Annotated in this window: 23 protein-coding genes and 1 pseudogene; 12 read left to right on the top strand and 12 right to left on the bottom strand. The window is 42.5% G+C overall.

Going from position 1 to position 26,608, the window contains the following annotated elements; translation table 11 throughout:
- Positions 1–102: 102 nt before the first annotated feature.
- Positions 103–1,707 (top strand): peptidoglycan-binding protein, encoded by a 1,605-nt coding sequence (locus tag B9G53_RS10465; RefSeq protein ID WP_176453174.1) that lies wholly within the window; start codon positions 103–105, stop codon positions 1,705–1,707.
- A gap of 264 nt (positions 1,708–1,971) precedes the next feature.
- On the opposite strand, the gene fetB is transcribed toward B9G53_RS10465, so the two are convergent.
- From fetB to cobA, 3 genes are all read right to left on the bottom strand, one after another.
- Positions 1,972–2,751 (bottom strand): iron export ABC transporter permease subunit FetB, encoded by a 780-nt coding sequence (gene fetB, locus B9G53_RS10460; RefSeq protein ID WP_094531899.1) that lies wholly within the window; start codon positions 2,749–2,751, stop codon positions 1,972–1,974.
- A 92-nt stretch (positions 2,752–2,843) separates the two neighbouring features.
- A complete protein-coding gene (locus tag B9G53_RS10455; protein WP_094531897.1) occupies positions 2,844–3,716 on the bottom strand; it encodes a peptidoglycan-binding protein in 873 nt (290 codons plus the stop codon).
- Between the two features lie 261 nt (positions 3,717–3,977).
- A complete protein-coding gene (gene cobA / locus B9G53_RS10450; RefSeq protein WP_094531895.1) occupies positions 3,978–5,537 on the bottom strand; it encodes a uroporphyrinogen-III C-methyltransferase in 1,560 nt (519 codons plus the stop codon).
- Positions 5,538–5,694: 157 nt separating this feature from the next.
- Here cobA and B9G53_RS28000 point away from each other — a divergent pair, with 157 nt between their 5' ends.
- Positions 5,695–6,522, top strand: a complete 828-nt coding sequence (locus tag B9G53_RS28000; protein ID WP_217901551.1) for a hypothetical protein — start codon at positions 5,695–5,697, stop codon at positions 6,520–6,522.
- Positions 6,512–6,931: a putative toxin-antitoxin system toxin component, PIN family gene (locus tag B9G53_RS10440; protein WP_094531893.1), complete on the top strand. Its 420-nt coding sequence runs from the start codon at positions 6,512–6,514 to the stop codon at positions 6,929–6,931. Before B9G53_RS28000 ends, B9G53_RS10440 begins: the two co-directional genes overlap by 11 nt.
- Positions 6,932–7,003: 72 nt before the next feature.
- On the opposite strand, the gene mutL is transcribed toward B9G53_RS10440, so the two are convergent.
- Complete coding sequence (mutL, locus tag B9G53_RS10435) at positions 7,004–8,716, bottom strand: DNA mismatch repair endonuclease MutL (protein ID WP_094531891.1); 1,713 nt, start codon at positions 8,714–8,716, stop codon at positions 7,004–7,006.
- Positions 8,717–8,719: 3 nt separating this feature from the next.
- Positions 8,720–9,817, bottom strand: coding sequence for a helix-turn-helix domain-containing protein (locus tag B9G53_RS10430; protein WP_094531889.1), 1,098 nt, complete (start codon positions 9,815–9,817; stop codon positions 8,720–8,722).
- Positions 9,818–10,061: 244 nt separating this feature from the next.
- Here B9G53_RS10430 and B9G53_RS10425 point away from each other — a divergent pair, with 244 nt between their 5' ends.
- Together B9G53_RS10425 and B9G53_RS10420 are read left to right on the top strand one after the other, a co-directional pair.
- Positions 10,062–12,851 (top strand): cation-translocating P-type ATPase, encoded by a 2,790-nt coding sequence (locus B9G53_RS10425; RefSeq protein WP_094531887.1) that lies wholly within the window; start codon positions 10,062–10,064, stop codon positions 12,849–12,851.
- Between the two features lie 167 nt (positions 12,852–13,018).
- The gene (locus B9G53_RS10420; RefSeq protein ID WP_094531885.1) at positions 13,019–13,357 is read left to right on the top strand and encodes a P-II family nitrogen regulator; all 339 of its coding nucleotides are present in this window, start codon (positions 13,019–13,021) and stop codon (positions 13,355–13,357) included.
- Between the two features lie 304 nt (positions 13,358–13,661).
- Here the strand turns inward: B9G53_RS10420 and B9G53_RS10415 are convergent, their stop codons facing one another.
- The 4 genes from B9G53_RS10415 to B9G53_RS10400 all read right to left on the bottom strand — a co-directional run bounded on the left by B9G53_RS10415 (position 13,662) and on the right by B9G53_RS10400 (position 15,877).
- Positions 13,662–13,856, bottom strand: coding sequence for a hypothetical protein (locus tag B9G53_RS10415; RefSeq protein ID WP_094531883.1), 195 nt, complete (start codon positions 13,854–13,856; stop codon positions 13,662–13,664).
- A 140-nt stretch (positions 13,857–13,996) separates the two neighbouring features.
- Entirely contained in the window at positions 13,997–14,740 is a 744-nt protein-coding gene (locus B9G53_RS10410; protein ID WP_094531881.1) for a molybdopterin-dependent oxidoreductase, read from the bottom strand.
- 3 nt (positions 14,741–14,743) lie between these two features.
- Positions 14,744–15,343 carry a cytochrome b/b6 domain-containing protein gene (locus tag B9G53_RS10405; protein WP_094531925.1) on the bottom strand — a complete coding sequence of 200 codons (600 nt, stop codon included), beginning with the start codon at positions 15,341–15,343 and terminating at the stop codon, positions 14,744–14,746.
- 105 nt (positions 15,344–15,448) lie between these two features.
- Positions 15,449–15,877 carry a hypothetical protein gene (locus B9G53_RS10400; RefSeq protein WP_094531879.1) on the bottom strand — a complete coding sequence of 143 codons (429 nt, stop codon included), beginning with the start codon at positions 15,875–15,877 and terminating at the stop codon, positions 15,449–15,451.
- A 210-nt stretch (positions 15,878–16,087) separates the two neighbouring features.
- On the opposite strand from B9G53_RS10400, the gene B9G53_RS10395 reads away from it, so the two are divergent.
- From B9G53_RS10395 to B9G53_RS10370, 6 genes and pseudogenes are all read left to right on the top strand, one after another.
- Complete coding sequence (locus B9G53_RS10395) at positions 16,088–17,185, top strand: glycerate kinase (RefSeq protein ID WP_094531877.1); 1,098 nt, start codon at positions 16,088–16,090, stop codon at positions 17,183–17,185.
- Between the two features lie 283 nt (positions 17,186–17,468).
- On the top strand, positions 17,469–18,998 hold the full coding sequence (psbB, locus tag B9G53_RS10390; RefSeq protein WP_094531875.1) for a photosystem II chlorophyll-binding protein CP47: 1,530 nt from the start codon (positions 17,469–17,471) through the stop codon (positions 18,996–18,998).
- 6 nt (positions 18,999–19,004) lie between these two features.
- Positions 19,005–19,118 (top strand): photosystem II reaction center protein T, encoded by a 114-nt coding sequence (locus B9G53_RS10385; protein WP_094531873.1) that lies wholly within the window; start codon positions 19,005–19,007, stop codon positions 19,116–19,118.
- Positions 19,119–19,226: 108 nt separating this feature from the next.
- Positions 19,227–19,895 carry an alpha/beta fold hydrolase gene (locus B9G53_RS10380; RefSeq protein ID WP_141211758.1) on the top strand — a complete coding sequence of 223 codons (669 nt, stop codon included), beginning with the start codon at positions 19,227–19,229 and terminating at the stop codon, positions 19,893–19,895.
- A gap of 94 nt (positions 19,896–19,989) precedes the next feature.
- Positions 19,990–20,829: pseudogene (locus B9G53_RS10375) on the top strand (AAA family ATPase); the annotation flags it as partial.
- Between the two features lie 204 nt (positions 20,830–21,033).
- On the top strand, positions 21,034–21,597 hold the full coding sequence (locus B9G53_RS10370; protein ID WP_094531867.1) for a Uma2 family endonuclease: 564 nt from the start codon (positions 21,034–21,036) through the stop codon (positions 21,595–21,597).
- Positions 21,598–21,815: 218 nt separating this feature from the next.
- Here B9G53_RS10370 and B9G53_RS10365 read toward each other — a convergent pair whose 3' ends face one another.
- Complete coding sequence (locus B9G53_RS10365; RefSeq protein WP_254923622.1) at positions 21,816–23,138, bottom strand: family 10 glycosylhydrolase; 1,323 nt, start codon at positions 23,136–23,138, stop codon at positions 21,816–21,818.
- 411 nt (positions 23,139–23,549) lie between these two features.
- Between B9G53_RS10365 and alr the strand changes: the two genes are divergently transcribed.
- Positions 23,550–24,725, top strand: a complete 1,176-nt coding sequence (gene alr, locus B9G53_RS10355; protein ID WP_094531861.1) for an alanine racemase — start codon at positions 23,550–23,552, stop codon at positions 24,723–24,725.
- Positions 24,726–25,077: 352 nt separating this feature from the next.
- Here the strand turns inward: alr and B9G53_RS10350 are convergent, their stop codons facing one another.
- Positions 25,078–25,560, bottom strand: coding sequence for an N-acetyltransferase (locus B9G53_RS10350; protein WP_094531859.1), 483 nt, complete (start codon positions 25,558–25,560; stop codon positions 25,078–25,080).
- A gap of 200 nt (positions 25,561–25,760) precedes the next feature.
- On the bottom strand, positions 25,761–26,465 hold the full coding sequence (locus tag B9G53_RS10345; RefSeq protein ID WP_094531857.1) for a DUF6602 domain-containing protein: 705 nt from the start codon (positions 26,463–26,465) through the stop codon (positions 25,761–25,763).
- Positions 26,466–26,608 lie beyond the last annotated feature (143 nt).

Raw genomic sequence — 26,608 nt, 5'->3', positions numbered from 1 at the left:
AGATAAGAAATGACAGTCCATTAAGCTAATTAAATTTACAATGAGATGATTGCAGTTCTTAACACAGAGAAAAAGCGATCTCATAAAAACAGGAGAAAAATCATGGAACACCCAAATGGCGTATGGATTTGGAATTTAGCCGATATTAGAAGAGATTATTTGGATGCACTAATTAACGCTCAGTGTAAACGGGTTTACCTGAAGGTTCTTGATGATGCTAGTTCTGGAATCTTTTGGGGATGGCAATGTACACCAGATATCATTAATTCTTTTAAAGCTAGCGGTATAGAAGTATGGGGTTGGGGGTATATTTTTGATCGGCGTTCCTCAACTACTACTTCTGGTATTATTGATGCATTAAGACGAGCGATTGGTTGCGGAATCCAAGGCTTTGTGTTTGACGTTGAACAGGAGGTAGAGTTTTCCTCAACACACTCACAACTTCGTGAAATCTTGGTAAGAGCAAAAGAAATTATTCCTAATGGATGTTTGGGATATACAAGTTTTGGAGCACCAAATTATCATTCTAAAGTTCCTTGGAAAATGCTCAATGAGATTTGCGATCTTCAATTCCCTCAAATTTACTATGAACTATTTACTTTTGGATCTGGCGATCCATCCCCAACAGAAAATAAAGCAGAGGTCAAGGAGTGTTTGCAACAACACAAGGAGATGGGACTAGACAAGCCAATTCTACCCATTTGGGGAAGTGAGAGTGGTAGTAAATATCCAACAACAGCCATTGAGTTACAGGGATATCTTGATGAGTATTCTGGTTCATCAGTTTGGCGTATTCCTGACGCGGGAAAAGGAGGTGAGGCATGGAGATGTAGTTATCATGGGAATAAAATGATCCCAGATCCAATTGTAGAGCTAGATCCAGTACGTGATTATCAGGATGTTGCTATCCCATTAAAGTTTTCTCGACCTTTGAAGCTTGGTTCCAAAGGAGACGATGTTTATATTCTAATCTGTGCTTTGATGGAACTTGGTTATCTCAAAAAAGATACTAAAGTCACCAATGTATTCAATATCAATGTTGATGATGCTGTCAGATGGGCACAGAGGAAATTGCAAGTTGAAGTTGATGGTGAGGTTGGTTTAGAAACAAAGAAAGCCCTTGAAGAGGCTATACGCAAAATCAGACCCATAATACAACCACCGACATCTGGTTCTTTTAATGGTGCTAAGTTTGCTGATTTTTGCGAATCAATTCTTTCTCAGAATATTCCGTGGTCACGAAATATTGATTTCATTCAGCCTTTTGTTTCCACACTAGGTAGAGGCAGTTGGCACTGGTGCGGAGCTACTGTGTATTGGCTGATTAATGAGTTTCTCTACAAACCAAATGGTAAAACAATGCAATTGCAATATCCAGAAATGGAAGCCACCTTTGCTTTAGTAGAAGCAAGTCAACAGTATTTTCAAAACGAAGGATGGTATGAAGATAACAGAGATGGCTATGTCCCCCCAGCAGGAGCAATTGTGATCTTTGATTGGGATCAAGTAAACATTAATGCACCAGATCAAAATTACGATAGTCATATTGGAGTATTCCTTCGCATGAATGGTGATTTATTTGTGTGTGGGGAAGGTAATACAGATCGTTCTGATAGTTATCCTGATGGTCGAACGGCAATTCGTGAGCGCCCCAGACAATTGATTCAAGGTTTTGGCATTATTCCTGAAGGTTGGATGCCAACATAGCAAGTAGATCTATTTGAGGTATCCAGAAAAATTAATAAATTTAGGGCATCTCTATTAATTCAAAATTATTGAGAATAGCAACAATAAATCAATGGTTTTAGCCTTGCGTTATTGAGAATAAAGCTATTTTTAGATATTCCATTTAGTTTGAGATTAGATCTTGATAAATGCAATAAAAACTTTGTGATCGCCCTCTAAATCTTCAACCGAGAAGATTAGAGGCAATCGCTTTTCCATTCATAACTTGACCTAGAGAGTTTTTAGTTAAGGCAATTTTAACTGTTGAGCAGGTGTAAAAAACTGACGACTAACGAGATTAGTTAATATTAGAGCCGTAATTAAGTTGGCTGTGGTAATTGCAAATAAAATTACTAATTGATACCTCACTGCCAGCAATGGTGATACACCGCCTAAAATTTGTCCTGTCATCATTCCAGGTAATGACACCACACCCGCCACCATCATCACGTTAATTGTGGGAATCATCGCGGCTCTAATTGCGTCGGATTGGTAATTAGCGATCGCCTGTTGTGGTGTTGCGCCTAAACATAAATGGGTTTCGATATCCCGCGATCGCTTGACTAAATCCTGTGTAAATCTCTCGGCGGCGATCGCTGCACCATTCATTGAGTTTCCCAAAATCATTCCTGCGAGAGGAATTAAATATTGTGGTGAGTACCAAGTATCAGGCTGCACTACTAAAAATGTGGTGTAAGCAAGAATGGCGAGCGTGCCAACGATTACCGATATCCACATAATCGGCAAGACATAGGGGACTTTTTCGCGCACGCGATTTTTGGCTTCACGGGCTGCCATGATGCTCATCAAGAAAATGATGAATAGGATTACAACGGGCTGTTTGATTTCAAATACAGCATCTAGCAAAAATCCCACCACGATTAATTGAATAATGCTGCGAAAGGTGGCGATGATTAAATTCTTAGCGATCGCTAATTTTTGCCAGACCGATAAACTAATAGCGATCGCTACCATGCCGAGAGCGATCGCCATTTTGGGAATATCGAGATCAATTACAGCATTCATAGATAAATCACAATAAAAGCACTTAGTGCTTTTATTATCCATAGAAAAAAAGGAGCCGTGCTTAGCATGGCTCCTTTTTTGTATGATTTTTTCTAAGATTGTAGAGCAGCTAAAGTTGCACTTCCAAGAACTCCATCAACAGGCAATCCATACAAGGTCTGTGCTTTTTTAATAGCTTCGGTAGTCTTTGAACCTTGAATACCATCTATCGCCCCATCATAAAGCCCTAGCTCACTTAATAGGGTTTGCCCTTTTTTAATATCATCATTAGCAATCGTACTAGCAGGTTTGTTGGTTGCAACTTCTTGATAGCTGATTGGTACAACATTGGTAACATTTGTATCTGCTTCTAGAGCCGCTAGGGTTAGAGAACCAGCCACTCCATCAGCAACTAAGCCATAGGTTTTTTGAGCCAAAATAATTGCTTCTTGTGTCATTGGCCCACTAATGCCATCGATCGCACCGCCATAAAAACCGCGATCGCTTAGCAATTGTTGCAAGTTTTTGACTGCATCCGATGATTTGTTGTCGGTACTAGCAATAGGCGTAGTTGCGATGGGTGTAGCTTCAGGAGCATTTGTTTCGTAAGTGTCTGCTTGCAAAGCTGCCAAGGTTTGCGCTCCGATTACACCATCAGCCTCTAGCTTATAAAATATTTGGGCAGCAATAATGGCTTCTGTCGTTGCAGGCCCCTTAACGCCATCGATCGCCCCAGGGTTAAAGCCACGCCTTGCTAATAATTGCTGGATACTAGCAATTTCAGGTGTATAAGCAAAAGCGGCTATGGGCATAGCATTGATGGCGATCGCACTTGCCGCTAGCCCAACACACAAGACTGATTTAGCATGGTGTGAAGATTTGGCGATCGAGTTCAGTAGTTGACAATCTAAATTCTGATCAAGAGATTCGCCTTGCTGTAGGCGTTCGCAAAGCATTTCACTGTGGAGATACGCAACAAGTTCCATACAATTCAGCCTCAATAAAAAATGCCATTAAGCTCATCAATTGGCTCTTTTAGATTCGTAAAAAATCTGATTTCGAGGGTTTTCTGTAATCTGTCCTTGTGATGTAGAGGTATCAATTACAGTTTCCAAAGAGCCTATTTATTCTTATTGTATGTAAAAAACAAGTAAATGTCAGGAATTGTTTGTTTTTGTAATTTGGGGACACAATCAACCCACAAAATAGAGTTGCGGAGCTTCGCGCCGCAACTCTATTTTGTGGGTTTAAAAACTTTTGCCGATCGCCTCAGCAAGCCCATCTAAGGTATATTCCAAAGCCTCACAGTCAACGCGCCCTAATAACTCGTAGCAAGTCTTAGAAGTCTGAGGACCAATTGAGGCAATTTTTACTTTAGAAATCCAGCCCTGCCAAGTTTCTGAAGATGCAACACGATCAAGTAATTGACAAAAATGCTTGACAGTCTTGGAACTCGCAAAGGCGATCGCATCTAAGCTTTGATTTTGAATTGCTTCTAGAGCTACAGGATCGATCGCTTCTGGACATCCCGACTCATAGGCTGGAATAGCATCAATAATCGCGCAATGTTGCTGCAACTGCTCTACCAAAATCTCTCGTCCGCCCGACTGCACACGCGGAAACAACATTTTTTTGTCAGTTAAGACATGATAAGGAATGGCAAGAAAGGCATCCACCAGAGCATCGGCAACAAAGTCCGTCGGTACTAAATCTGGTGAAATCCCATAATTTGCCAAAACTTCAGCAGTTTTGCGCCCCACTACCGCAATTTTTAAAGAATGCAAAGCACGGCTATCTTGACCCGATTCGCGCAACCGCCCAAAAAAGCTTTCAACGGCATTTGCGGAGGTCAAAATTAACCAATCGTAATTGGATAGATTGGCGATCGCCTGATCGAGCATTTCCCAACTAGTCGGCGGGATGATCGCCAAAGTTGGCATCTCGATCACTTTTGCTCCTTGACTGGTCAATAAATCTGTAAATTGGCTAGCCTGACCCGCCGCCCTTGTTACCAAAATTGTTTTGCCTTGCAATGCTAACTTGTCCTTTTCGAACTCTACCTGTTGCTCAAAATTTTCCAACAATTGACTACATTGACGCGACAATTGCTCATGAAACTTTACGACTTCACCAATAATAATCACCGATGGTGATAGCGATCCTTTAGGTAATTTTGATTGAATATCCTTCAGAGTTCCTGTCCATACTTGTTGATCGGCTCTCCCACACCAACGCACGATCGCAATTTTTGTATCCGCAGATTTTCCCACTTGGAATTTCTCTAACAATCTCTCTAGATTATTTGTCCCCATCAAAATTACCAACGTCGGAATTTGGGCGATCGCTTCCCAAGGCAAACGCTCCAAATCATGCCCCGTCATCACCGCAAAACAAGAACTCGCTTCCACTTCTGTAAGCGGAATTCCTGCCAACATGGGCGCAGCGATCGCGCTGGAAATTCCTGCAACAACTTCCCATTCACAATTTGCTGCTTGTAGGGCAAATATCTCAGGTAGCGATCGCCCAAATATCCAAGGATCACCACTCTTGAGGCGCACCACGCGCTTACCTTGTAAGCAATACTCCACCAGCATTTGATTGATTTCGGCTTGTTTGACGCTCTCCTGTCCACCACGTTTGCCAGCAATGATGAGATCGCATTTCTCTGGCGCAATATCTAATAAAGTGCGATCGACCAGCGCATCACTAATAACCACCTCCGCCTCACTAATCAAATCCCTAGCGCGAACTGTCAAAAACTCCACGCCTCCAATTCCTGCGCCAACTATAAAAACTTTACCTTTCATCGTTGTTGTTTACTCTTTTACACGTCTCTTAACATAATGTGCAAATGTGAGCCGTTTATATAAAAACTTTAGTTTTAATGTTGAGTTAATTTAGGATTTAGTACAATAGTTTTGTGATGACGCAGTATAGATTTTCATAAACTTAGAAGCAAAAAATATGAGTTTTGATAACGTAATTGTTGTATTCTCACTTGTCTTAGGTTACTCTGCTTGGCAAAGAGAATTCATTGGTAAAAGGAAAATAGAGCTTGCAGAGACTGTTTTGGCTAAGTTCTATGAGGTGGAAGATGCAATACGAGAAATTAGAAATCAGTTTCCCTATATCAATGAGGGACAATCTCGTAAGCGGTCTGATTATGAGACAGAAAAAGAATCACAGTTATTAGATAGAACTTATGTAGTCTTTGAGAGGTATCAGAAACGCGAAAAATTATTTGCTGAACTGCGTGCGCTGAAATATCGCTTTATGGCTAACTTTGGATCTCAATCTGGAGAATCTTTCAAAGAGCTAGATAAAGTTTTAAACGAAATCTTTATATCTGCTCATATGCTCGGCAAACATTATTGGCCCCGACAGGGTAGGGTCGCAATGTCAGAAGATGAATTTCAGAAACATCTGCATGAAATGCATAAACATGAAGCGATTTTCTGGTGCATGGGAGAAGATGAAGATACTATTAGCCCACGAGTACGTAGCCTAATACAGAATGTTGAAAATATTACGAGAGATACGGTAAGGTCTAATTCTGGTATTTCAATATGGATGTCACTCTTTGATAAAGTTAGACATAACGTTGCCAAAACTTATCAATCCATATCTTCGCAAGATCACCAGCAAATTCAAACAAATGTTAGTCCTTTACTTGAGCAACCAATAGATAAAGATGTTAATTCGCTTCGAGAACTCATGGATAAAACTAGTGACAGAGCTAAAGAAAGAGGATTAACTCCAGAAATTTTGGAATCTATTCTCAATGAACACTAAAAATTTGTTTGTTATTGATGCCAATATTATTGTTAGTGCATTTTTAGCTAAAGAAGGTAAAGCACGTCAAGCTTTAGATAAAGCTCAAACAAATGGTGTAGTGCTAATGTCAGTAGAGGTTTTGTCAGAACTGGAGGAAGTTTTATCTAGACCCAAATTTGACAAATATTTGACTACAACAGAACGAAAGTCACTCTTGGCAAGACTTGTTAAGACAGTACAGTTTGTCGATATTGAAGAAACGTTCAAGATTTGTCGAGATCCCAAGGATGATAAATATCTAGAGTTAGCAATAAACGGTAAAGCGACATACATTGTCAGTGGAGACTCGGATTTACTGATCTTGAATCCGTTTAGAAATATCCCGATTTTGAAAATTCAAGATTTCTTGGCATTAGATTTACTTTAATGTTAGTCTGCGCCATCTTTTGCACAAAACCCTCAAGACTAAAGAAATGTAGAGAGGGAGCTTATCCAATCTTCACTTTGAGATAATCCAATTGCGGCGGAAAAATCTGGCTAGATCCGATTCATCGATCGCTAAACAGATCGGGCGACCATGGGGACAAGTGTGAGGATTGCGGGTTTGTTGCCATTGCCAGAGCAGATCGCGAATTGTGGACATCTCTAACTTTGTGCCATTGCGAATTGCACTGCGGCAGGCTGCGGTGGCTCTTGCCATCGTCGGATCATCCTGCTGACTCATTTCTTGCAAAATTACTGCACAATCCTCATGTCCAATTAATATTTCAGGCAGCGATCGCACAGCCCATAGGTTATTTCCAAAAGCTTCTATTTCTAAACCTAATGCTTGCAAACGTTCAATTGCATCATCAGAAAGTTGGTTTAATAAAATCGGTTGCTCAATAGTCACAATTTGCCATTGAGTTTCGATTTGCTCAAAGAGAACTCGCTCATGGGCAACATGCTGCTCCACCAGCCATAAGCCGCCCGCATGTTCCGCCAAAATGTAAGTATCGAGAACCTGCGCGATCGCCTTTAACGATGAATTTGGCTGATTGAAGTTTTCATGCTTAGCAGGAATTAGATAAGAAGTTTTGCGCTCAGCAGTTTTTAGTAGATCATTAGTAGCGCTCATATAATTAATTTGAGAATTTGCTTCAGAAACTTTGAGAGATTCCGTAATGCAATCTTTTAACTGAGTTTGGATATCTCCTAAATTTTGAATATATGCCTCAGCTTTGGCGGGATGACGATTCCAGTCGATGCGATCGCATGGCAAGTTTAAATTAACAATGCATACAGGAAAACGATTGCGTGGTAAGGTTCGCTCTAAACTAGAGAGAATAGTCTGCTCTAATTCAGGGAAATTAATTACACGCCCATTGAGAATGATTTTTACCCAATCAGGACGACGACGAGATAGGCGATCGGGTAATCCGAGGGTAATGGAGATTCCCTCACCCCCAGCCCCTCTCCCAGTGGGGGAGAGGGGAGCAAGACTCTTGCTCCTCTTCTCCCCTAGTGGGAGAAGGGGTTGGGGGATGAGGGCAAACTCTCTAAATACCAAATCATAGGGCTGAATCGAACTGATGATTTGCGGCAAAATTTCGCTAGCCGTTTCTCCTGCCCAAATTGTGAGCCATTCTTTCCCATCGAGATTAACTTGCCAGTTAACTTGTGGATTGGCGATCGCCATTTGCTGAATTTGTAATTGTACTTTGCGAACTTGCTGCGAATTGCTGGGCAGAGATTGTAAGCGATTGGGATAGCGAGAAAAGAGATTATGAACGGTGACGACTGTGCCTGCGGCGATCGCCACCACTTTGGGGCTAGTTTGCAAATTACCATGCTGATCATAATTAGCTTGATAGCCCACTGGTTCTAGAATAGGACGACTGCAAATATTCAGATCGGCAAGTTGGGCAAGACTATAGAGAGCTTCACCGCGAAATCCTAAACTGTTAATCTGTTGTAAGTCTTCAGCATTATTGATTTTGCTAGTTGTATGCGGTGTCGCCGCCTGTGACAAATCAGCGATCGCCATGCCACAGCCATTGTCACTCACCTGTACCGAGAGAGAATCTGTCCATATCGAAATTACGATTCTTGTCGCTTGGGCATCGATCGCATTCTCAGCAAGTTCTCTTACCACCGCTGCCAGTGAATCAATCACTTCACCAGCAGCGATTAGATGCACAACTTCTATAGGTAGCGTATGAATGTTTTGCATTGCTTACCCTAAGCGCTGCTTCAGCCAAAATTGTAAGGTGGGCAGCGCAATTCGATATCCATATTTTGCACCATACACTAGTCCTTTTTGTTCCAAACTGTCCAATGCTCCTTGAAGGCTGCCACCTTTAGAAAGTTGATGTTTTTGAATATATTCACGACTATGGGGGCTAACTGTGGGATCGATCGCGAGGCTTTCTAATACTCTTACTTGAGTTGGCGGTAAGAGCATGATTAAAGACTCAAAGGTAGGAGCAAGATCTTCGATTAGAGCCAACATATTCTCATGGACATGATGCGGTTGAATTAGAAATTCAGATTGAGAATTTATTTGGGTGAGATAGTCGAGCCAGATGCGTCTAGTCAAGGCGATCGCATCACTCATATTCCCTTGAATGTATTCTGTAAATAGCTTTAATACATGGGTGTGGGGATCGAACTTCAATCCTTTTGCTTGCATTGTTGGTTCTAGCCATTGGCAAAGTTCGTCATTGCTAAGAGGTGGAAGTTCGACCACATTTAAACTTAACTTATGCATCCAAGGTTCAGGGACTGTAGCAATCAAGATGTAACTTACCCGACTCTGAAGTTGAATTTCGCGGCGCAAATATTCTTCCCATTCACCTTTACGATCCCATGAACGGATATGCGTGAAGTTATGCAATACGATCGCTACTCGGCAATCCAGCCATTCTGCCATCTGCTGCGGCAAGCTCAGCAAATTCTTAAATAAATTCCAGATTCCTGTTGAGGAAAGCTTCCAACTCATCCGAGGTTTAGACTGTTCTGTTAGTTCAAACGTAATCGGCTCATCCTTGAGTAAACTTTGCAGCTTGAGCAGTTCTTCGGGATGATCAAAGGTATTAAGCAAACTTTCGGCTAGTAGTTTTAAAAAGCGATCGCCATCAGTTGCTCGTAAACAATCTAAAGTAATCACTCTTGCACCAGCTTTTTGAGCAGCCCATTTGACTAAAGTTCTGCGTCCACTTCCAGCCACGCCTGCGATCAGCAAATCGCCATCTTCTAACAAAATTTGACTAATTTGCTCTAATTCTGTTTGTCTGCCCACCAATTTCTTGGGCAAAAATGGATTGTTAATCATCACGCAATTGTATCGCAATTCTTCCTTACGCTAATTCTCACTGGCTTGTCTTTGGCAATTTTCATTATAAAAGCTGGGTTTTTGAAAGCCCACCTAATGCTGACTTTCAAAAACCCAGTATTGAGGTTTTCACCGCTGATGGGGGTGAAAACCTCAATACTGGGTTTACTTGCTTCAAGATTCTTTAAGGCGATAATTACTATTTTTTAGTACTATGGTGATAACCGTTTACCTAAAAATATCGATGGCACTTGAGACAAAAGATATTACTCCAGCCACTCCAGTAGCTCGTTGGCACACTTTCACTGCTGATGAATCTCTGGAATTACTCCAAAGTGATCCCGAGCAAGGTATCACTAGCCAAGAAGTTACAGCTAGATTCGAGCGCTATGGAGCCAATGAACTAGTTGAAAAAGCTGGTCGATCTTCGCTGCAAATTTTTATCGATCAGTTCACCAATATCATGCTGATTATGCTGATGGCAGTTGCTGTGGTCTCGGCTGTTCTAGATATTAGGGATAACGAATTTCCGAAGGATGCGATCGCGATTGCTTCGATTGTTTTGCTCAACGGCATCCTTGGCTATATGCAAGAGACTAACGCTGAAAAAGCACTGGCTGCTCTGAAGCGTATGTCTTCGCCCAAGGTGAGGGTGATTCGCAATGGTGAAGTCATCGAAATCAATGGCAAGGAACTTGTCCCCGGTGACATCATGCTTTTAGAAGCAGGGGTACAGATTGCTGCTGATGGAAGATTGCTTGATGAACAAAATTTACAAGTGCGGGAATCGGCTCTGACAGGGGAAGCTGAAGCCGTTAACAAAGAAGCAAAATTAGTTCTAGAAGAAGATGCGAGTTTAGGCGATCGCCTAAATTGCGTTTATCAGGGTACGGAGGTCGTGCAGGGACGCGCCAAGGTGCTAGTCACTAAAACAGGAATGCAGACTGAATTAGGGAAAATTGCGGCGCTAATTCAAGATGTGGAAAATGAAGATACGCCATTACAGCAACGGATGACCCAATTAGGGAATGTACTGGTAAGCGGTTCTCTAGCATTGGTGGCTCTAGTTGTCTTGGTGGGAATGCTGAATAAAGGCAACTTTGGTGACCTGCTTAAAACTTCACTGAGTATGGCAGTTGCTGTAGTGCCTGAAGGTTTACCTGCGGTAGTGACTGTCACCCTTGCATTGGGAACTCAACGCATGGTCAGAAGAAATGCCCTAATTCGCCGTTTACCAGCCGTTGAGACTCTCGGTTCTGTGACTACAATTTGTTCTGACAAGACAGGAACGCTCACCCAAAATAAAATGGTGGTGCAAGGGATTCGCACAGGGCTACATTCCCTGCAAGTTACAGGCGATGGATATGCCCCGACGGGGGAATTTAATGTATTAGGAAATTCATCTGAAGATTCTAATTTTGCGGTGAATAATATTCCTGAAGTTCAGCAGTTGTTGATGGCTTGCGTATTTTGTAACGATGCAATCTTGCAGCAAAAAAACGGTGAATGGATGATCATCGGTGACCCCACGGAAGGCGCTTTGCTAGTTCTGGCGAGCAAAGGTGGCTGTGAAGCGGCGGAATGGCAGCATCGGATGCCGCGTGTGTTTGAGGTTCCTTTCTCTTCTGAACGCAAGCGGATGAGTGTGCTAGTCCAAGGCGAGCATGGCGGTAATGTGCTTTTTTGCAAAGGTTCGCCAGAACTTACTTTAGAATGCTGCACCCATATTCAAATTGGGGATCAGATTCATGAGATCTCTGATCATCAACGGCAACATGTGCTTGCTCAAAATAACGAACTTGCTGGTCGTGGTTTGCGTGTTCTAGGTTTTGCTTATCGTAACCTCTCTGACTTGCCCGAAGATGGCATTACCGAAAAAGATGAAAGCAATTTAGTTTGGGTGGGCTTAGTGGGAATGTTCGATGCACCCCGTCCAGAAGTTCGCGAAGCCGTGAAGCTATGTCGTGAAGCAGGTATCCGTCCTGTGATGATCACTGGTGATCACCAACTCACTGCTAAGGCGATCGCTGTAGATTTAGGAATTGCTAGAGAAGGCGATCATGTTCTAAGTGGACGTGAACTAGAACGCATGACTGCTGAAGACTTAGATCGGGAAGTTAATCTGGTCAATGTCTATGCTCGTGTCTCTCCAGAACATAAACTGCGGATTGTACAAGCATTGCAAAGACAGCATCAATTTGTGGCGATGACTGGAGATGGTGTTAATGATGCCCCCGCACTCAAACAAGCCGATATCGGGATTGCGATGGGGATAACTGGTACTGATGTATCTAAAGAAGCCAGTGACATGATCTTGCTTGATGATAACTTTGCCACCATTGTCGCCGCCACTGAAGAAGGTCGCGTAGTTTATACGAATATTCGCCGCTTTATCAAATACATTCTTGGCAGCAACATCGGTGAAGTCATTACAATTGCGGCGGCTCCGATGCTGGGCTTAACAGTGCCTTTGATTCCTCTACAAATTTTATGGATGAATCTTGTCACCGATGGCTTGCCAGCGCTTGCCCTTGCTGTAGAGCCAGCTGAACCCAATGTTATGCAAAGACCTCCTGTTGATCCCCGTGAAAATATTTTTGCTAGAGGGATGGGAGCCTACATGGTCAGAATTGGGATTGTTTTAGCAATTATCACGATCGCTCTTATGGCTTGGGCCCATGGTTACACTACCACCCACTTTGATGAAATCTATGACAAAGAACGTTGGGCAACGATGGTATTTACGACCCTCTGTTTAGCGCAAATGGGTCACGCGATCGCGATTCGTTCCAACACCCAACTGACGATCGAACTCGATCCACGCACTAATCTTTATGTCTGGGGATCAGTGATTATGACTACGGTTTTACAATTAGTACTGATTTACGTGGAGCCGTTCCGTAATTTCTTCGGTACACATTTAATCACCCCAACAGAATTAGCAGTTTGCTTTGGTTTTAGCGCATTGATGTTTGTTTGGATAGAATTAGAGAAATTGGTAATTCGTTGGTGGATGTGGCAACGTAAAGCCTAAGCCCTAAAAATGATGAGGTAGCACTTCGTGCTACCTCATCATTTTTAGGATTTAGCGATATTCTGAGAACCTCAAATCTGATGGACAATCTTAAAAAGTATGTTAGGCTACAAATTTGGGTAGCGATTCAAGTGTATTAAAGTTCAAGAATCAGTGGAGGAGTTAATTTGAAAAAGGTTGAAGCAATCATTCGTCCATTCAAGCTTGACGAAGTCAAAATTGCTCTGGTAAATGCTGGCGTAGTCGGTATGACGGTATCAGAAGTACGTGGTTTTGGTCGTCAAAAAGGACAGACAGAGCGCTATCGCGGCTCTGAGTACACAGTTGAGTTTTTACAAAAGCTCAAAATCGAGATTGTCATCGAAGATGATCAAGTTGATATGGTGGTAGATAAAGTTATTACTGCCGCCCGTACTGGTGAAATTGGCGATGGTAAGATTTTCGTATCTCCCGTAGAGCGAATTATCCGAATTCGTACTGGTGAAAAAGATTTAGAAGCTGTCTAAGTTTTCTAAACACCATAATAACTAGCCATATTTAAGAGAGTCGGTACTTCGTGCCGACTCTCTTAATATTTTTATACCAATTCACAAGAGTGTGACGGCATTTTTGTGAATTAAAAACCAGACCCAGTAAGGGTTTTAAAAACAAAAACTGGCTTAGCCAGTTTTTGTTTTAGTACTATAGCTATAGCCACCTGTATCAGGACAAATCAAAACCCAAATAGTGTGAGGCGGCGCGAAGCGCCGCCTCACACTATTTGGGTTTTATGTCCTAACAAGAATTGCAACAGCTATAGAATGGTATTTCTTAGGATGCTAGCAAAATAGCTTCTAATATTTGGGCGATGATCGCTCCTAAAATAGCGACGGTTACATATTTGCCAATCATTGGGTTTTTGCCAAGGGAATCATCTTTTTTACATCCTGTGAGAAATAGGGACCATGCTTGTGTGGCATTAATAGTCTGGAATCGATTAAATCTAGAGGTGAATATTAAACGCATAGATTTTACCTAATCAGAATTTTGAAATTAGGATGAAAATCGCAACGTTTTACGCATCCTTGCTTGTGAACATAACACAAGAATCGTAACAAAAGTTAATCAAATAAAGTGTGACGCAAAGCGTCACACTTTATTTGCTGCTATAGCCCTGCATACCATTCGTAACCGAGATCTTCCCAATAGCCTCGTTTTTTGCCAAGACTACTCGTAAACTGAATTCTGGTTACCCATTTACTGAGCTTATAGCCAAGCTTGACAGGTGAGGCAAGACGCAATGGGGCACCATAGGCTGGTGTTAAAGGCTGTCCATTCTTTTGATAAGCCATTAAGGTTTGCGGATGCATCACTGAGTCAATATCCCAACTTTCGTAATAACCATCGGCTGAATAGAAATAGACATATTTGACTTGATCTGATGGCTTCGCGATCGCCATTAAATCTCGTAGTCTTACACCACCCCACTGCACGATCGCCGCCCACCCTTCAACGCACACATGTCGGATAACCATGCTCGTAAAGGGTATTTTTTGGAGATCTCCCATGCTTAGACTCAAGGGATTATTTACTTCACCATCAATCGTGAGGCGATAAGCCAGAGGATTAATTGCTGGTGTACCCCGAAAACTATTAATGATTAATTTATCTGGTTCGATCGCACTAATGGGAAACTCTGGTACTGGCTGTTGTGGTTGAAAGATCAGTGATTCAACCCGCTGATTTAATGGCTCCGATAAACCACCCACCAAACCTTCAGCAAGGCTACCAAACCCAATTGTCAGCAATCCTGCACCCGCGAGAGTCAAAAAGCGGCGGCGTGGGACTAAATCAGTCTCATCCAACTCAAGATCTGAGTTTGGTAGTTTTTGTTCAGGTTCTTGTGACATAACTTACTCCCAAAACATTGAATCTAGAAGGCGATCGCCACCCACTTTCCGCCCCAATTGGGAATGAATCCCACCTAAAATCAGGGTGATCGGGACTGCCATAAAGTGCGTAATTCGCAACGCATCCCAACCACCAAAACTATCTACGATCCAATAAAACTGGGCTGGCTTATACATCCCGATCCCCGTAAAAATCGATAACAATAAAATCGGAATTAGCAATGTGTAAACAACTCTATGCCACGCATAGTTTTTGCGCTTGGTATTTTGGCTAACTACTAAGGCTTTAACATCTTTGGTACTGGCATATCGATGTCGCCACCGCTTGCTTAGCAAAACATAGACTCCATACCACAGCAGATTCAAAGCAAATATCCACATGGCGGCAAAGTGCCAATGCCTACCACCTGCTAACCATCCCCCTAGCCCTAAAATTGCGGGAATGTGAAAACCACCTCGTCCACCAAATACAGGATTAGCGTTATAAATCTGTAAGCCACTGGTGATCATTAAAAATAAACTGACCAGACTTACCCAATGAAAAACTTTAGCAAGTAAATCCTGTTTGGGCTTGAGTTTCTGCTCTTGAGTTGGCGATCGCATGACCATTCCTATAGAGGTTTGCTTAGATTTTAGTCCAACTTCTCACAGCCTCAAACAACAAAAAAAGAGGTGACGCAAAGCGTCACCTCTTTTTTTGTTTAAATACTACTGAGGCTTCTTAGTTTCGTCAGCAGGCTTAGCCGTTGGGTCAGCGGGCTTAGCAGCGTCTGGCTTAGCCATTGCGTCAGCAGGCTTAGCATCTTTAGCAGCAGCGTCTGGCTTAGCTGTTGCATCAGCAGGCTTGGCATCAGTTGCAGCCTTGTCCTTAGTAGCAGCATCAGGCTTAGCCATTGCGTCAGCAGGCTTAGCATCTTTAGCAGCAGCATCAGGCTTAGTTGCATCAGCAGGCTTAGCGTCCTTAGAAGCATCTGGCTTAGCATCAGTTGTAGCTTTGTCCTTAGCAGCATCGGTAGCAGCAGGAGCGGATGTAGCGGCTGGAGTAGAAGTAGGAGTTGTAGGGGTTTCTGTAGCGCAAGAAACTAATCCAGCAGATAGGCTAAGGCTAGCAATGATCAAAAGAGCTTTGAGATTCATAGTTGTTGGATTTTGTCTTTTTGGTAAAGGTTTTGGTTATTTTTTGAGTGAGTAACTATCCGTGATTTTGTGGAGGAGCTTGCGTATAATTACTCACTGCGTCAATTCTAGGTTAAGTGATGGTTAATTAATAGCTTAATTTTTGTAAATTTGTGATTTTTATAACTGATTTACGTGACGAACTATGCAAAAGCCTGACAGGGTAAGGAAATGCTTAAAAACATACCTATAAGAATTTTTGAACTATTAGTCCAAGGAGATCGCCTATCTAGTGCTGATCATGATTTATTGCTGAATGAATCAAGAAAAAATAATTGCTTTGATCGGTTAACTCTTGATGATCATGAGTTAAATCTAAATTTAGAAGTAGTTCACGAAATAGTTGATCAGCGATCGCAACTTTTACGATTAGTTTATCCAAAAATTTTAGAAACTTTAGTGCTGCACAATGTCCAAATCGATCCCTCATCGGCAACTCTGCCACTGCTATGGCATTATTGGCTGCCCCTCGCTCAAAGCCTAGCCCATCAGCATCAAAAAATCGCTAGACCCTTTATTCAAGGATTACTGGGTGGTCAAGGTACTGGCAAAACCACATTGGGTATAGTGCTAAATATTTTGCTGCAATATCTCGGCAAAACATTTTTAAGTATTTCCCTTGATGACTTGTATAAGACTTATGTAGATCGCCAAAAAATACGCGATCGCTGCCCCGATCTTATTTGGCGGGGACCACCTAGCACCCACGATATTGATTTGGGCATTCAAGTTTTGCAGCAATTGCGCGATCGCCATCCAGATCATCCTCAGCCGATCGCCATTCCCCGCTTTGATAAATCTCTACACAATGGTGCAGGCGATCGCATTGAGCCAGAAATTACATGTGGTGCGGATATTGTTTTGTTTGAAGGTTGGTTTGTAGGAATGCGCCCCTTACCAATTTCGGCTTTTCGTAATTTTGTCCCACCAATTTTGTCAGAAAGCGATCGCGAATTTGCCCTCGAATGTAACGCTAATCTCTACAACTATCTTCCACTCTGGGAATATCTTGATAGCTTGATTGTGCTTGTGCCTGAAGATTACCAATACAGTCTCCAATGGCGGATTGAAGCTGAACGTAAACTCGTAAATTCGGGTAAAACAGGTATGAGTGACGAAGAAATCACCCAATTTGTTGAATATTTCTGGAAAGCGCTACATCCTGAACTGTTTATGCCCCGCATGATTGATCGGGATTACCCTACCGCATGTGCTGATCTGGTGGTCGAAATATCGCGATCTCATTTACCAACAAAGATTTATAGCTAAAAAACCATTGATAGAGTTGCGGCGCGAAGCGCCGCAACTCTATCAATGGTTTTTTACGAAGTGCTGTCCTTGCTTTTTGGGTTTTATCGCAATCAATCGGAAGGAATAGTTTATTATGATGTTACAAATAAAATAACTCGACTGATTTAACGATTCTGAAAACAGTATTTGCTCACATTACTTTAAGTATTTGAGTAGTTACCTAAGTCAGGATCAATTATCATAAATTAAAATTAAGAATCGTTAAGATCTTACTCACTACATAGATTAAGGAACATTTGCAATGGGATTACCCTGGTATCGAGTGCATACAGTTCTCCTGAACGATCCAGGAAGACTGATTGCCACGCACCTGATGCACACTGCTCTCGTAGCAGGGTGGGCAGGCTCGATGGCACTTTATGAGCTAGCAATTTTTGACCCTAGTGACCCCGTCCTCAACCCCATGTGGCGGCAAGGTATGTTCGTAATGCCTTTCATGACCCGTCTTGGTATTACCAATTCTTGGAGTGGCTGGACAATTACTGGCGAACAAGTTGCTGACCCCGGTTTTTGGTCTTTTGAAGGTGTCGCACTCGCACACATCGTACTTTCTGGTTTACTCTTCCTTGCTGCGATTTGGCACTGGGTTAACTGGGATTTGGAACTATTTAGAGATCCTCGCACAGGTGAGCCTGCTCTAGACTTGCCTAAGATGTTCGGCATTCACCTATTTTTATCTGGTTTACTTTGTTTTGGCTTTGGTGCATTTCACCAAACAGGGCTTTTTGGTCCTGGCATGTGGATCTCTGATGCCTATGGATTGACTGGACATGTTGGGCCAGTCGCACCTGAATGGGGACCCAATGGATTTAACCCCTTCAATGCTGGTGGTATTGTGGCTCACCACATTGCTGCTGGTATTGTTGGCATCATCGCTGGTCTATTCCACCTGACTGTGCGTCCACCAGAGCGTTTGTACAAAGCCCTGCGGATGGGGAACATCGAAACTGTACTATCCAGCAGTATTGCGGCTGTATTTTTTGCGGCTTTCGTTGTCGCTGGAACCATGTGGTACGGCTCGGCAGCAACTCCCATCGAATTGTTTGGCCCTACCCGCTATCAGTGGGATACAAACTCTTTCCAACAAGAAATTTCTCGTCGTGTTCAAGCAGGTGTTAATGCTGGCTTGAGTGCTGAAGAAGCTTGGTCGAAAATTCCTGACAAACTTGCTTTCTACGATTACGTTGGTAACAGCCCTGCTAAGGGTGGTTTGTTCCGCGTCGGTCCGATGAACAATGGCGATGGTATTGCTCAAGGTTGGCAAGGACATCCAATTTTCAAGGATGGTGAAGGTCGTGAACTTAGTGTTCGCCGTTTGCCTAACTTCTTTGAAACTTTCCCTGTCGTTTTACAAGACCAAGATGGTGTTGTTCGTGCTGACATTCCTTTCCGTCGTGCTGAATCTAAGTACAGTGTTGAGCAAACTGGCGTAACTGTATCTTTTGTTGGCGGTGAGTTAAATGGTAAATCTTTTACCGATGCTCCCAACGTTAAGAAGTACGCTCGTCAAGCTCAGCTAGGCGAAATCTTTGAATTCGATCAAGAAAAGAATCACTCTGACGGTGTGTTCCGTACTAGCCCTCGTGGTTGGTTTACCTTTGGACATGCAGTATTTGCTCTGTTCTTCTTCTTCGGTCATATTTGGCATGGCGCTCGTACCTTGTTCCGCGATGTGTTTGCTGGGGTTGACCCAGAACTCAGCGAAGAGCAAGTTGAATGGGGTGCTTTCCAAAAAGTTGGCGACAAAACTACTCGCGCTGTTGAGGCATAGTATCTAATGGAAGCTCTCACTTACACTTTTATTTTCGCTTGTTTGATTGGTTTGTTCTTCTTTGCAATCTTCTTCCGTGAACCTCCTAAGGTCATCTCTAACTCTAAAGATAAGAAGTAAATAAAAAAGCCCGCCTAGGCGGGCTTTTTTATTTAGAAGCAAGCAGTAGCCCTGCACTCAAGTGCGGGCTAAAAGCTCAAGTCCTATCTATAAACGAAAATTTTACCTATGGAAGGTCAACACCCAAAACTCATCATATTTTCCCAGCATGGTATGAGTGACGGTAATTATTCTATGGAGACTTTAGCCAAGAAAGTTGCTCCCCCAGACTCTAAAATCATTGCCCCTTATCTAGGCTCTTTGCCATCCTTTGTACCAGATAGATTTAGGTTCTCGATTGAAACGCATTTTGCGATCGCACCGCTTATTCAAAAAGTAGCTAAATCTGCCGAGCAAACATTTCAAGATTATCCAGATATACCTGCTCGGATTATTGCTACATCACTCGGTGGAGTCATTTGGGTAGAAGTCTTATCTCGCCATCCTGAATGGTGGAATCGTATTGAATCTTTAATCCTTTTAGGCTCTCCCATTGGTGGCGCAGATGTTGCCAAAATTATGAGTGCTTGGGGAGTTTGTATTGGCATGGCTAAACATCTGAGTGACGATAGACGATACTTAGCCGAAAAAATTACGGCGGTAATTCCGACATTAGTTGTCGCAGGGCATATTATCGGCGGCTGGGATCTAATGGTTACGGTTGAGTCTACTAAGATCAAATACGCTCATTTTGTTTGCTTGAATGGAGTAAATCACTCCGATCTGCGGACTCATCCTAGAGTGGTTCAAGCAATTCAAGAATTTTGGGCAAAGCCTCAAAACCCTCTGCAAATCTGAACTTTAGAACTATGCCAACGGATTATCAAGAAATGAGATCCCAAGATAGCCTTGAGATAAGGTAAATTGCTAATAGTTCTCAAAATTAATCTGTATGTCTTATTACATTTCACCGCGCTTTTTGGATAAATTGGCTGTACATCTTGCCAAGAATTTTATGAAGTTGCCAAATGTGAATGTGCCGCTAATTTTAGGTATTCACGGGGGCAAAGGTGAAGGTAAGTCATTTCAATGTGAGTTAGCTTTTCAGAAACTGGGGATTGATCCGATCAGGATGTCGGGTGGTGAGTTGGAAAGCCCTGATGCTGGTGATCCTGCACGATTGATTAGGATGCGCTATCGTGAGGCTTCCGAGTTAGTGAAGGTGCGGGGCAAGATGTGTGCTCTCCTGATTAATGACTTAGATGCGGGGGCAGGACGAGTTGATAGCACTACGCAATATACGGTGAATACGCAGTTGGTCAACGCCACGTTGATGAATATTGCTGATAACCCTACGAATGTGCAGCTTCCGGGGAGCTATGACAGCAATCCGATCAGGCGCGTACCGATTATTGTGACGGGGAATGATTTTTCGACTTTGTATGCGCCGTTGGTACGTGATGGGCGCATGGAGAAGTTTTATTGGCAACCCGATCGCAATGATCGCATTGGTATTGTCAGTGGTATTTTTGCGCCCGACAATATTCCGCAGTGGGAAATTGAAAGACTTGTGGATATGTATCCCGATCGCTCGATTGATTTCTTTGGTTCTCTGAGATCGAGTTTGTATGACGAGCAAGTGCGGAAGTTTGTCTATGAAATTGGTTTAGATCGTTTGTCATTACGGTTGGTGAATAGCACTGATGCTTTACCTGAATTTCGTCCACCGAGTTTTGATTTGAGAACTTTGAAAGAGGCAGGCGATCGCTTGTTAGCCGAAGGCGATCGGGTCAGTCAGCGCAATCTTATTCAAGAATATATGCCCGTAGGAAATGTGCATTAAGTAGACATAATTAAAACCCAAAAAACTGTGGTACACGCGCAGCGTGCGCCACAGTTTTTTGGGTTTTATCTTTAATTGTTGATTTGGGCAATTATTTAAGTTTAGGTAGATACAATAGATTTACTCACAATTCAAGAGCAAGGATGGAAAGCTATGACCGTCACCACTGCGAAAAAAATGACATTTGAGGAATATCTAACCTATGAAGATGGCAGCGATCTCCGTTATGAATTTAACGATGGAGAATTGGTTGAAATGACTCCAACAACGGTATTTCATAATGATTTGATGATGTTTTTTGCATTCTTTTTGCAATCAGAAATAAATCACTCCAATCATCCATACTGTGTTCGTGTCAATAGTACTCAAATATTCACTGGTAAAAGAACTCGTCGTCCTGATGTTTTAGTGATGACGCTTGCTCAGAAGAAAAGCTTAGGAAATCAGCCAGATATTTTGCATGAGCCATGTTTGTTGGTAATTGAGATTGTTAGCCCAACTTGTCGCTCAGTGGATACGGTCGAGAAGCGGAAGGAATATGCTCAATTTGGGATTCCTGAATATTGGATTGTTGATTTTTTGATGGGAACGTTTTCGGTTTTAAGTTTGGTAAATGGAAGTTATATTGAGAAAGTATATAGAGAAGCCGATCTCATTGCCTCTGATATTTTTCCCAGCTTTTCTCTATCGATGAATCAAGTAATGGCAAGCATTTAAACCGTAACTTTAATATAACTTTACCGCTTTTGGGATTTACGCTTAATATTTTAGATGTTTGTCGCTGCTTTGATTTCGGGCAAATGTTTTATTTAAATGTATTACCCAGCCACTAGATTTTTCTAATCAGGATTTACGCGATCACTCATTTTCATTAAGAAAATCGCCGCCGCAATTCTCAGTATTTGGCAAGCGTAATAGCGATCGCTTGTAAATTATCAATTTCTATTGGCAAACCTTGGTGCAGGACTGCGGAATAGATATTGAAAATCCCTTTGGCGATCGGCAACAGATTCTGGTCCATAGCCCCATAAACTCTTGTAATAAAAGAAAGAAACCCCTAAACCACGATTTCTGGCATTTACAGCTTGAGAATAAACCCTAGACATCGGCACATTACTATTGCGGAGTCCAGACAGAATGGCGATCGCTGTAGAAATTTTACCTTGTACTTCCACAATTTCAGGGCGACTAATTTGAGACAGAAAATCATCTAGATCATCGCGGTATACCTGCACCAATAATTCATCAACAAAGCCTTGACGCACCCAGCTTAGCCAGTCTTGTAACTGTTGCCTATAGGCGAAGTCATGATAATTGGGAGATACTGAGAAAATTACATTGGGCTTTCTTTGCTTCACAGCTTTACTTAGTCTTGCCATAAAAGCCGTAATCTTGTTAGCTCGCCAGCGTACCCAATCAGGATTATTGACATCGGTAGGAGCTTCTTTTTTAGTTTCTTGACGATAAAGATTGAGCGTATAGCGATCGTAGCCAAAGGTTTTGGGAAGACTAGTGTGATCGTCAAACTGGATACCGTCTAAATCATATTTAGAGACAGCTTCCAATATAAGGTCAGTCAAAAACTGCTGCACTTCAGGATGAAAAGGATTGAGCCAAGCAACTTCACCTGCGGCCGTGATGGAAGTTTTATCGCCATTGCGTTGTTGGGTGAGCCAATCAGGATGGGCGATCGCCAGCTCTGACATTTGGGGAGCCATGAATCCAAACTCATACCAAGGCATCACCAACAAATTATTTTGATGCCCCTGAGCGATGATGTCTTCAACAATATCCTGTCCTTCAGAACCGCGATAGACAAAGGGCTGAATTCCTGCCTCTTGGGCAACAGCACTGGGATACATCACATAGCCTGAATTCCAGACAACGGGATAGATGGTGTTGAAATTGAGTTGCTTGAGTTGCTTGAGAGCTTCACTAAGCTGTTGGCGATCTCTAAGTACTGAGAAGTCGTTACTGGTTAGCCATACGCCCCGAATCTCTTGACGCTTGTCTACAGGCTGATTGATAGGTGGACTTGGTGGAATGATGGGTTGGTTTAACTGCGAAATTTGTGGTTGAATTTGGGCGATCGCTTGATCATTCAACAAAAATGCAGGAATAAGACTATGTAGAAGTATTGTGGTTGCAAAAGTTACGACAAAAAGAAATGACAAAAAACGTTTGCGCGATCGCAACATTTGCCTAAAGCTATGTCTAAGATTATGCCTAAAATTATTTTCTTGCCAATTTTGAGGCATAAAACTTGGTATGAGTTGCATGAGTCGCATAAGTATCGATAATTAAACTAAGTAAAAATACTGATCGCAATTCTCATTGTAAGTCTAGTTTTGGCGATGCTGGTCATGAGCAAGACGCAGTAAAACTAGATTTAGTTTCTAAGTAGCTAGGCTAAATATAGAATGCTAAAACCTGTGATGCAGTCTGCGCGTGCGCTACAGGTTTTGATTCTAGTTTTATATTTAAGCTATATGCTTGTGCTGAGAATTAAGGTAGCCTTAAAAAGCTATTTTGAGTTTGTTACAGATCTTGCTGGAAAGACAAGCGTATTTTTGCCGAATCAAATTAATATAACGTTTTGTAAGCTAATTATGAGGTTTGCAATGCCATAGGTGTTGTAAACCAAATTACCGTATGAGGAGTGCGCTGTAATGCTCAAGCAAAACCATCGAGCATGGGTGGAAGTCGATCTCTCAGCAATTAAGCATAATGTGCATCAATTAAAGTCTCTGCTAACTTCGCCTACTGAGTTAATGGCGATCGTCAAAGCTGATGCCTACGGACATGGGGCGATTGATGTCAGTCAAACGGCGATCGAGGCGGGAGCGACTTGGTTAGGAGTTGCCACAATTCCTGAAGGCATTCAGTTGCGTTGTGCGGGAATCACGGTTCCCATTCTGGTTTTAGGGGCAACGAATGGGGTTGATGAAATCAAGGCGATCGCTGAATATCGCTTACAACCAACGATTTGCAATCCTAAGCAAGCGTTGATTTATCATGATGTTCTGTCGCAAATTGGCGAACAGGTTCCTGTCCATCTCAAAATTGATACAGGCATGTCGCGGCTGGGGGTGAATTGGCAAGAGGCGATCGCCTTTGTGCAACTGGTGCAGCATTTGCCAAATTTAGAAATTATGAGTGTGTATTCGCACTTCGCCACTGCCGACGATCGCGATCGCACTTTCATGCAATTGCAAACTCAAAGGTTTGAGCAAATAATTGCAGCACTTAAAGCTGAAGGGCTTTATCCGCCACGTATTCACATTTGTAATACAGCCGCGATGTTATGCGATCGCCAAATTCATTTCGATATTGTGCGAACAGGATTAGGGCTTTACGGGCTTTATCCTGCGCCCCATCTTAAAAATATTGTCGATCTTCGTCCTGCGCTCACGGTCAAAGCGCGGATTACTCAAGTCAAAGAAATCAAAGCAGGTACAAGTGTAAGCTATGGGCGATCGTTTATAGCGTCGCAGGATATGACGATGGCAACTGTGGCGATCGGCTATGCTGATGGCATTCCACGCGGTCTATCCAATCGCATTCGTGTATCCGTGAATGGTCAAAAAGTTTCTCAGATCGGCACAATTACGATGGATCAATGTGCGATCGATGTTACGCATGTCTCCAATGTTCATGTTGGTGATGTGGTGACCTTTCTAGGCGGAGCTTCAGAGAATACTGCTGATGATTGGGCTAATTTATTAGGCACAATTTCTTGGGAAGTTCTCTGCGGATTCAAGCATCGATTACCCAGAATTAATGTGGTAGGAGAAATTAGGAAGCCTGAAACATTGTCAGGAGCATCAAAAATTGGGCTTGAGTGAGCTAATCCTCCATTTGAGTTAGGGTTAAGTAGCTAGGCATAATTAATTACACTCCCAAACCCGTAAAGTTGCACCCCGCAGGGGCGCAACTTTACGGGTTTGAGTAATTTATTTGGCACAAGCACTTATCGTTCAATAATCTGAAATCTGGAGTTCTATCTGCACGATCTCAAGCATGTTGCTTCCATTTGTAGTTGTTACACATCGTCTGCCCAGCTACTTATAGCAAAGCAAGAGATAGCTAGGACAAATCAAAACCAAAAAGATGAGTGGCGGCGCTTCGCGCCGCCACTCATCTTTTTGGTTTTATGTCCTAAGCAAAACTTACATTGCTATATCTTAAATTTATACTTTAAAGTTTCTTGAAGTATCTGGCGACTGGTAACAGCTCGAAGCCAACCTTTTCATAGGTATGACGTGCTGGAGCATGACCAGGATCGCCTCCCGTCTCAACCATAGCAATAGACATCCCAGCGACTCTCATCCAATCAAGAGCGAATTCTATCAGAGCGCTACCAAGCCCCTGACTTTGAAAAACTGGATCGACTGCAACCATGTAGATTTCACCCATGCTGTCCTCTGAGTGTAGCTTCACAGCTACAAAGCCCACAGGCAAACCTGTCTCCTCGATCGCAACCCATACATTTGTATCTTCCGCAGCACACACATCCTCGACAGCTTTTTGCTGGCTCACTCGCCAATGGTCAGGATAGAATGCCTGATACACATCAGTACTCAGTGCTTTCTGAATCGAGTCAAAGACTGGAGTCCAAGCTCGAAGTGAAAGACCAATAACAGCATCAAGGTGATGTGGGTCGTATGGTTCAATTTGCATTTTGGTGTGACTGCTAGAACATGTCAAAGCATTCTAGATGACGAAACTCTTGAGTAATAGGATTAGAAGGAAAAACTCTGTCTAAATGTTACTATAAAGTGATTAGGCTGAAAGTCAAGAATCTTCATAACGAACCAATTACAAACTTTAGAAATGTGCGTTACATTTCATTAATGCACGCTATCGGCGATCGCACTTTTTCATGGGGCAGAGGCTTGAATAACTTTGTTTATCAATTCACCATAAGAAAACTCTATCTCATTTGATGCTTGTGCATACTGTTGAAGTGAGTTCAGAACCCATAAAATTCCCTGTATATCTGGATGTTTAGTTATCAGTTTGAATGTACCCATTGGAAGCTCTCTTGGCTCCTCGTCTGTCACCCCAGAAGTTACGACAACTCCTGGAACTGCACGTAGGATAATATACTTGCCAGCAACGTGGATTAGATTTGGTCGGCGCGTGATAGGGACACTTGGATTCTCAGCATAGTAGTCGTGAAGGTGTTGGAGAAGAGTCTCACCAGAAATTCCGTTGGAAGCATAGACTATTTTGTATGGCCATTCATCGTAGTTGAGCAATTCAATTCCAATTGACAGGCGACCTTCAAGAGATTCGGTGGGTGGGATTGACGCAATACCACTTAGTGCGTCAATCATTTCGGCTTTATTCAAGGTTGACTTGATAGAGACAACGCCAAGTGTACCTTCGACTGGAGAGAAGGATTTTCCTGATCCATCGCGATTGTGAAAATTGTAGCGAGGCGTAGTATCAGTTGTAATGATTACATCAAGTTGGCGCGATTCTGCGCCGCTCATGTCAAAGAGAAATCCACCTAGAAAGATATTACACTTTGAGGGGGCGTGAAGCTTGAGAAATTCGGTATAGATACGTTCGCGTGACATACCTAGGGGCTTGCGAAGAAATAAGATACCAAAGATTATAGAAATAGGGATATAAAATTCTTGTTTTCAATTTATATAGGACTAAGAGAGTGATTTTCAGCGATGAAATCAAAGCCACAGTTAAAGATGCAGCGCAAAAACTA

Source organism: Pseudanabaena sp. SR411 (assembly GCF_002251945.1).
GTDB lineage: Bacteria > Cyanobacteriota > Cyanobacteriia > Pseudanabaenales > Pseudanabaenaceae > Pseudanabaena.
Note: the sequence above shows the minus strand (reverse complement) of the source record. Positions and strands in the feature narration are given on the sequence as shown.